Below are 8,038 nucleotides of genomic sequence, written 5' to 3'. Positions count from 1 at the left end.
TCGCGCTTTTCCCTTTCGGCGTTTCCAACCTTACCAGATTCTTTTTCCGTTCCGTTTCCGGTCCGAATTTCAATTCCGGTGGCCGTTGGAGGGCCTTCACCTTTCGGCTGATTCGACTTTATCAGAAGCATTCGACCGTTCTGGACGGTCATACGATCCGAATTGAGAGAATCAAAGATCCTGCGGAAATTGCATTCCCGCAGAGATGCGGTTGTAGAGGCTAACCGCCTGGCCCGGACCTGTCCAGTCCGTGGCAACCGTTAGAATCTACCTCCCCACGCCGACCGTGTCAACAGCCTTCTGGGGAGATGAGCAGACTAGCAGGTCAGCGGGGGCGCATGCACATCAGGCTGCGACCGGCAGCTCGGCGCTGCGTTCAGCGGCGTCGATGTCGCCCCGGTCCCCTGCTCGCGATGCTCGGCCGCCCAGGACGTAGACGTACACGAGGAAGGCCGCCTCGGCCGCGATGCCGATGGCGATACGGGCCCAGGTCGGCAGGCCGGAAGGGGTGACGAAGCCTTCGATGACACCCGAGACGAAAAGGATCAGGGCGAGGCCGATGGCCATACCGATCGCCGCTCGGCCCTGCTGGGCGAGGGCCGAGCGGCGGCTGCACGGGCCCGGGTCGATGACCGTCCAGCCGAGGCGGAGGCCGGTGCCCGCCGCGACGAAGACTGCGGTGAGTTCGAGGAGGCCGTGCGGGAGGATCAGCCCCAGGAAGACGTCCAGCCGGCCGGCCGACGACATCAGTCCGATGCCCACTCCGAGGTTGAGCACGTTGACGAAGAGGATCCAGATCACCGGGATACCCAGGAACGCGCCCAGGACCAGGCACATGGCGGCGGCTCTGGCGTTGTTCGTCCAGACCTGGGCCGCGAACGACGCCGCGGGGTGACTGGAGTAGTAGGTCTCGTACTCCCCGCCGGGGCTGGTCAGGCGGCGGAGCTCGTCCGGGGCCGCGATGGCCGCCTGGACCTCGGGGTGCGTACCGATCCACCATCCGATGATCACGGCCAGCAGCGTGGAGAGCACCGCCGTCGGTATCCACCAGTGCCGGGAGCGGTGGACCGCGGCTGGGAATCCGGCGGTCAGGAAGCGGGTGGCGTCGCGCCATGAGGCCCGGCGGGTGCCCGTCACCGTGGACCGGGCGCGGGCCACGAGCTGGGTGAGGCGCGCGACGAGCGCGGCGTCCGGGGCGCTGGACTGGACGAGGGAGAGGTGGGTTGCCGTGCGCTGGTACAGCTCGACGAGTTCGTCGGCCTCCTCGCCGGTGAGCCGGCGTCCGCGGCGCAGGAGGCGGTCCAGACGGTCCCACTCCGCACGATGGGCGTTCACGAAGACATCGAGGTCCATGGTCGGCTGCTGCTCCAGGCAAGGGTGCGTGCGGGTTCGTACCGCGGCGGCGCGTTGCGGGTCAGCTTGGCAGACTGAGAGCCCGAGGGGCAGGGAAGACCGGCGAGGGATGGGGCTGCGATGAGTCGACTGGTGACCGGGGACGCGGTCGTACTGGGGCTGCAGCCGGCGAGACTGCCGAGTCGGGCACTGGCTTTGGCCATCGATCTCGTCGTGTTGGGCGCGGCGTTCTTCTTGGTGTCGATCGGACTGGCCGTGGCAACGGCGACGCTGGACGAGGCGGCGTTCGCGGCGATATCCGTCGCCGCCTTCCTGCTGGTGCTGATCGGTGGGCCGATCGCGGTGGAGACGCTCAGCCGTGGTCGCTCGTTGGGGAAACTGGCGTGCGGGCTGCGGGTGGTCCGGGACGATGGGGGGCCGATTCGTTTTCGGCACGCGTTGATGCGTGGGGCCATGGGGTTCGTCGAGATCCTGCTGACATTCGGGGTCGTCGCCTGCATCGCCTCGTTGGTGTCGGAACGGGGGCGACGTCTGGGGGACGTGTTCGCGGGCACGCTCGTCGTGCGGGAGCGGGTACCGGCGGGGCGTGGGACTGCCGTGCCGCCTCCGCCGCCGTGGCTGGTCGGCCGATTCTCCGCGCTGGATCTGTCGGCCGTGCCGGACAGTCTGTGGCTGGCGATACGGCAGTACCTGACACGGATGCACCAGCTCGACGCACGGATCGGCCAGTCGATGGCGGAGCGGCTGGCCGGGGAGCTGTCGACGCGGACGGGCGTTCCCGTGCCCGCGGGGGTGCCCGCCGGGGCGTATCTGGCAGCGGTGGTGAACGAACGGCAGGCGCGGGACGCACGGCGGGTGATGACCGCCGCCGCACAGGGCGGGGCCGTACCCGGGACGGCCTGGGGTGGACCAGGCACATCGGACGGACCCGCTGCACCGGGTTCGACGAGCGCGGCGGTTGGTTCGGCCGGACATGCGGGGCGAGCGGCCGGGTATGCGGGGCAGGGGGGACATACGGGGAGCGCGGGATCGGTGAACGTGGCCGCACCGCAAGCGCGGACTGGGCCGATGTCGCCCGCGGGCGATGCGAAGGCGGGTGCTCCTGCGGTCCCGGTGGTGGAGAAGGGCGGGCCGGAATCCGCCCCGACAGGGTTCGCCCCACCCGCCTGACGTGGTGGGAGTGCCCCGATGTGCGGTGAACCCGTGCGAGGCGAGGTGTGCTCCGGCCCTACCGCGGTGAGGGCGGGGAGTCGAGGTCCTCGAGTTCGATGCCGGGGGCCGAGAGCACGACGTCACCCGCGATGTGAACGGTGTGCCGCTCGCCCGTGTCCAGGCCGCTGACCTGGTATTCGTCCACAACCAGGGGGCCATTGTCAGTGGCGTGCGCTTCACTGTTCACCAGGGCCCAGGACTGGTCGACGGTGCGGGGGGCGAGGACCGGATCCGTGAAGGCGACGAGGCGGACACGGGCCGCGGGGGAATCGAGGGTGAGGCGCAGCAGTCGCGATGTAGCGACGTAGAAAGCGGGGGACGTGCCGGTGAAGGAGTGGGCGCGCACATTGCCTTCCGTGGCATGAAGGCCGGTCGGGTCTGTACGGACCCAGGTGACGCCGTCCAGGGCGGCGCCGCGGACCTGCCAGCTCGCGGCATGGAGTTCGAGACGGATGGGGCGACCCAGCTCGTCGAGGGTCAGGTCGACAGAGCCGAGGTGGTCGCCGGAAGGGGCGGTGGTCCGGGAGACATAGCGCCAGCCGGAGGGGCCGGGGGCGCACTGGAAGTGTTCTTCGCCGAGGAGGGTGTGGTCGTGGAGATCGTGAAGCGAATATCGACCGCGGGGCATGGCGTCCTTCGGGGTTCCTCGGGCTGAGCCGCTGCGGTACGGGGCAGGCCCCCGACACGGGGGTGCGGGGGCCTGCGCTCGTAGCCGCTGCTGGGGCTGTTCCGTCTGTCGGCGGCCCGGGTCGTGGACGGCCGGGGCGCCGCGACGACCGCTCGGCCGGTCATCGGCGGCCGGTGGTATCGCGGCCGGCCGGTGACGGTGTGCGCGTACGCGGTCGCCGACCGGCCGGAGCGAGGCGGATCAGTAGCGGTAGTGGTCCGGCTTGTACGGGCCCTCGACCTGGACACCGATGTAGGCGGCCTGCTCGGGACGGAGCGTCGTCAGCTTGACGCCGAGCGCGTCGAGGTGAAGGCGGGCGACCTTCTCGTCGAGGTGCTTGGGCAGCACGTAGACGTCGGTCGGGTACTCCTCCGGCTTGGTGTACAGCTCGATCTGGGCCAGGGTCTGGTCCGCGAACGAGTTGGACATCACGAACGAGGGGTGGCCGGTGGCGTTGCCCAGGTTGAGCAGGCGGCCCTCGGACAGCACGATGAGGACCTTGCCGTCGGGGAACGTCCAGGTGTGGACCTGCGGCTTGACCTCGTCCTTGACGATGCCCGGGATCTTCGCGAGGCCGGCCATGTCGATCTCGTTGTCGAAGTGGCCGATGTTCCCGACGATGGCCTGGTGCTTCATCCTGGCCATGTCGGTGGCCATGATGATGTCCTTGTTGCCCGTGGTGGTGACGAAGATGTCGGCCTTGTCGACGACCTCGTCGAGGGTGGTCACCTGGTAGCCGTCCATCGCCGCCTGGAGGGCGCAGATCGGGTCGATCTCGGTGATGATCACGCGGGCGCCCTGGCCGCGCAGCGACTCCGCGCAGCCCTTGCCGACGTCGCCGTAGCCGCAGACGACCGCGGTCTTGCCGCCGATGAGGACGTCCGTGGCGCGGTTGATGCCGTCGATCAGGGAGTGGCGGCAGCCGTACTTGTTGTCGAACTTGGACTTGGTGACGGCGTCGTTGACGTTGATCGCCGGGAAGAGGAGGGTGCCGTCGCGGTGCATCTCGTAGAGCCGGTGCACACCGGTCGTGGTCTCCTCGGTGACGCCGCGGATCTCGGACGCCAGCTGGGTCCACTTCTGCGGGGACTCACCAAGGGTGCGGGTCAGCAGGGCGAGGATGTGGCCGTACTCCTCGCTGTCCGCCGTCGACGGGTCCGGGACCGCGCCGGCCTTCTCGAACTCGACGCCCTTGTGGACGAGGAGGGTGGCGTCACCACCGTCGTCGAGGATCATGTTCGGGCCGCCGGTGGGGGTGTTCGGCCAGGTCAGAGCCTGCTCCGTGCACCACCAGTACTCTTCGAGCGTCTCGCCCTTCCAGGCGAAGACCGGGACGCCCTGGGGGTCGTCCGGGGTGCCGTTCGGGCCGACGGCGATGGCTGCGGCGGCGTGGTCCTGGGTGGAGAAGATGTTGCAGGAGGCCCAGCGGACCTGGGCGCCGAGGGCGACCAGGGTCTCGATCAGCACGGCCGTCTGCACGGTCATGTGCAGCGAACCGGTGATGCGGGCGCCGGCCAGCGGCTGGGCGGCGGCGTACTCCTTGCGGATCGACATCAGGCCGGGCATCTCGTGCTCGGCGAGGGTGATCTCCTTGCGGCCGAACGCCGCGAGGGAGAGGTCGGCGACCTTGAAGTCCTGCTGGTTGGCGACCGTTGTCATAACGGGCTGCTCCTCGTGGTGTGGGTGTCGAGGTGGGCGGCTGGCTCTGCGGGCACGCGGGCACACGAATGCCCGGGCGTTCGCAGCGCAGTCCGTCGGAGGCCCTCTCTCCCTCGGCCGGCCCGTGTGCGCGGACCGATCGACCGCCATCAGCAGCGACGTCTGACACTGCCGTCGAATCTACACCGATCGCCCCGGGCGCTCCCAGCCCGCCCGAAACCGCGAGTGGCCGGAAGCGGGCCATGGACAAGGCCAGGCCGGAACCGGACAGGGAAGGGCCGAAAGAAACGGACGGGAAGGGACCGGGAACGACCGGGAAGGGCCGGACGGGGATCCGGGGGGGAGCGAGAAGAGGCCGGAGGCCGGAGAGGGGACGGAGCGGGGCAGAGCAGAGAGGGACGGGGACGGACCAGGGACGCGTACGGGGTGGATCGGAGGACGGGGCGGGCCCGCCTGCGCCTGCGGTAGGTACCGAGGCGAGGGCAGGCGGCTCGAAGACCGTGCGCCCCAAGACCGTGGATGCGGCCCGAGGACCCGTGGCGAGGGCCGGAGGGGCGGGACAGGGGATGGGCCGCTGGACGGGTCAGTGACCGGAATTCGCCGGGGCGTCCGGGGTCTTCCCGGAGGGCGTACCCGGGGTGGCCTCCGGTGCTCCGCCCGGGGTCTTGCCGGGGTTGGCGCCGGCCGCGGCGGCCGCCGCGCTGTAGATGTCCGGCTCCAGATAGATGACGCGGGCGATCGGGACGGCTTCGCGGATGCGCGCCTCGGCGGCGTTGATGGCGTTGGCGACCTCGGATGCGGTGTCGTCGTGCCGCACCGCGATCTTGGCGGCGACCAGCAGTTCCTCCGGGCCGAGGTGGAGCGTGCGCATGTGGATGACGCGGGTGACGGTGTCGCCGTCGACGACCGCCGCCTTGATCTTCTCGACCTGGTCGGCGCCGGCGGCCTCGCCGAGCAGCAGGGACTTGGTCTCGGCGGCGAGCACGATCGCGATGATGATCAACAGGGCGCCGATGCAGAGGGTGCCGATGCCGTCCCAGACGCCGTCGCCGGTCGCGAGCGCCATTCCGACACCGCCGAGGGCGAGCACCAGACCGATCAGCGCGCCGAAGTCCTCCAGGAGCACGACGGGGAGTTCGGGGGCCTTCGCCCGGCGGATGAACTCCCTCCACGACAGCGAGCCGCGGGTCTCGTTGGACTCCTTTATGGCGGTGCGGAAGGAGAAGCCCTCGGCGATGATCGCGAAGACGAGAACGCCCACCGGCCAGTACCAGGACTCGACCGCGTGCGGGTTCTTGATCTTCTCGTAGCCCTCGTACAGCGCGAACATGCCACCGACCGAGAACAGCACGATGGAGACGAGGAAGGCGTAGATGTAACGCTCGCGGCCGTAGCCGAAGGGGTGCTGGGGGGTCGCCTCGCGCCGGGCCTTCTTGCCGCCGAGCAGCAGCAGTCCCTGGTTCCCCGAGTCGGCGACCGAGTGGACGCTCTCCGCGAGCATCGACGACGAGCCGCTGAACAGGAACGCGACGAACTTGGCCACGGCGATCGCGAGGTTGGCGCCGAGTGCCGCCACGATCGCCTTGGTTCCGCCTGACGCACTCATGGGTGCCTGATGTCCCTTCGTCGGTTCTTCGGTGCCGCGGCCCTGGCGCCGCGGTACGGCCGGACATTGTTGCAGCCGCCGGTGCGGAAGGTTCGTCAGGCCACCACTGTGGCACGGAACAGAGTTCCCATACCGGATACTTCGGTCTTCTCCCCGGCGGGCACGAAGACCGAGGTGCCGGGGGTGAGGCCGATCGTGCCCGCCTTCGGGGCGCCCGCGGTGCACAGCAGGATCTGCGGGGTGCTCCGGGTCAGGTCGACGGGTTCGGCCCCGGGCGACAGGTCGAAGCGCGAGAGCCGGAATTCGTCCACGGGCGTCTCGTACAGTTCTTCGCCGGACGGGGACGCCTCGGGGCGCAGGATGCCCGGTTCGGTCGGCTCGAAGCGGACGACGCGCAGGAGTTCGGGCACGTCGATGTGCTTGGGCGTGAGTCCGCAGCGCAGCACGTTGTCCGAGTTCGCCATGATCTCGACGCCGAGGCCGTCGAGGTAGGCGTGCGGGACGCCGGCACCGAGGAACAGGGCCTCGCCGGGCTGGAGCTCCACGTAGTTCAGCAGCATCGCGGCGATGACGCCGGGGTCGCCGGGGAAGTGGTGGGCGATCCGGGCGTACGGGGCGAGGGCGCCGCCGAGGCGCTGCGCCGCAGCCGCTGCCTCGTTCACGGTCTCGGCCGTCTCCGCCGGGTCGGCGCCGAGGATCGCGGTGAGGACCTCGCGCAGGGCCGCTTCCTCGGGGTGGGCGCCGAGGAGGTCGGCGTACGGCTTGAGCGAGTCGACGCCGAGGGCCGCCATCGTCGCGGCGGCCTCGTCGGGCCTGCGGAAGCCGCACAGACCGGCGAAGGGGGTGAGCGCGCAGATCAGCTCGGGCTTGTGGCTGGCGTCCTTGTACGTGCGGTGGGGGGCGTCGATCGGGACGGAACGGCGTTCTTCGTCCGCGTAGCCGCGCCGGGCCTGGTCGAGGTCGGGATGGACCTGGAGGGAGAGCGGAGCACCCGCGGCGAGGAGCTTGAGGAGGAAGGGCAGGTGGGGGCCGAACTTGTCGACGGTGGCCCGGCCCAGTTCGCCCTCCGGGTCGGCGGCGATGACCTCGGCGAGGGACTGCTCGCGGCCCGCCGCGGCGCCGGTGGTGCGGGTGAGGCGGGAGGGGGCGCCGGGGTGGGTGCCCATCCACATCTCGGCCTGGGGTTCACCGGTGGGGGCGACGCCGAGCAGCTCCGGGATGGCGGTCGTGGAGCCCCAGGCGTACGGGCGGACGGTGTTGGAGAGCCGGTCCATGGTTCGTCCTCGTGCTCGTGGGATGCGTGGATCCCCGTGGGTGCGCGGATCAGCGGATCAGGGGTGTCTGGGGCAGTGTGATGTGCGGGGCGGCTCGGATGGTGTCGTGGTGGTGGCCGAGCGGTGTGCGGATGCTGTACGGGCGGGTGCGGTGATCGGGCAGGTGCGGTGGTCGGGCCCGGGGCCCACGCTCTCCGGGAAGCGCTTTCCAGGATGCCAGGGGTGCGGGTGGACCGTTCTCCGGGTCGGGGCGCGGAGGTCGTCCGG

The 8,038-nt window shown here is 70.3% G+C and carries 6 protein-coding genes; 1 reads left to right on the top strand and 5 read right to left on the bottom strand.

All coding sequences use genetic code 11. The features are described 5' to 3' along the window. Nucleotides 1-345 precede the first annotated feature (345 nt). On the bottom strand, nucleotides 346-1,353 hold the full coding sequence (locus AMK22_RS34285; RefSeq protein WP_073791371.1) for a stage II sporulation protein M: 1,008 nt from the start codon (nucleotides 1,351-1,353) through the stop codon (nucleotides 346-348). 120 nt (nucleotides 1,354-1,473) lie between these two features. Between AMK22_RS34285 and AMK22_RS34280 the strand changes: the two genes are divergently transcribed. Beyond that, nucleotides 1,474-2,523, top strand: coding sequence for an RDD family protein (locus AMK22_RS34280; RefSeq protein ID WP_073791370.1), 1,050 nt, complete (start codon nucleotides 1,474-1,476; stop codon nucleotides 2,521-2,523). A gap of 58 nt (nucleotides 2,524-2,581) precedes the next feature. Here the strand turns inward: AMK22_RS34280 and AMK22_RS34275 are convergent, their stop codons facing one another. The 4 genes from AMK22_RS34275 to manA form a co-directional block, all read right to left on the bottom strand. Next, nucleotides 2,582-3,193 (bottom strand): hypothetical protein, encoded by a 612-nt coding sequence (locus tag AMK22_RS34275; RefSeq protein WP_073791368.1) that lies wholly within the window; start codon nucleotides 3,191-3,193, stop codon nucleotides 2,582-2,584. 240 nt (nucleotides 3,194-3,433) lie between these two features. Continuing rightward, complete coding sequence (gene ahcY / locus AMK22_RS34270; RefSeq protein ID WP_073791367.1) at nucleotides 3,434-4,891, bottom strand: adenosylhomocysteinase; 1,458 nt, start codon at nucleotides 4,889-4,891, stop codon at nucleotides 3,434-3,436. A gap of 583 nt (nucleotides 4,892-5,474) precedes the next feature. Next, a complete protein-coding gene (locus AMK22_RS34265; RefSeq protein ID WP_073791365.1) occupies nucleotides 5,475-6,497 on the bottom strand; it encodes a cation diffusion facilitator family transporter in 1,023 nt (340 codons plus the stop codon). A gap of 95 nt (nucleotides 6,498-6,592) precedes the next feature. Continuing rightward, nucleotides 6,593-7,771, bottom strand: coding sequence for a mannose-6-phosphate isomerase, class I (gene manA / locus AMK22_RS34260; RefSeq protein ID WP_073791364.1), 1,179 nt, complete (start codon nucleotides 7,769-7,771; stop codon nucleotides 6,593-6,595). Nucleotides 7,772-8,038 lie beyond the last annotated feature (267 nt).

Origin of the sequence: Streptomyces sp. CB01580 (assembly GCF_001905795.1) — a bacterium.
GTDB lineage: Bacteria > Actinomycetota > Actinomycetes > Streptomycetales > Streptomycetaceae > Streptomyces.
The sequence above is the reverse complement of the archived record's forward strand: the minus strand, read 5'-3'. Positions and strand labels throughout refer to the sequence as shown.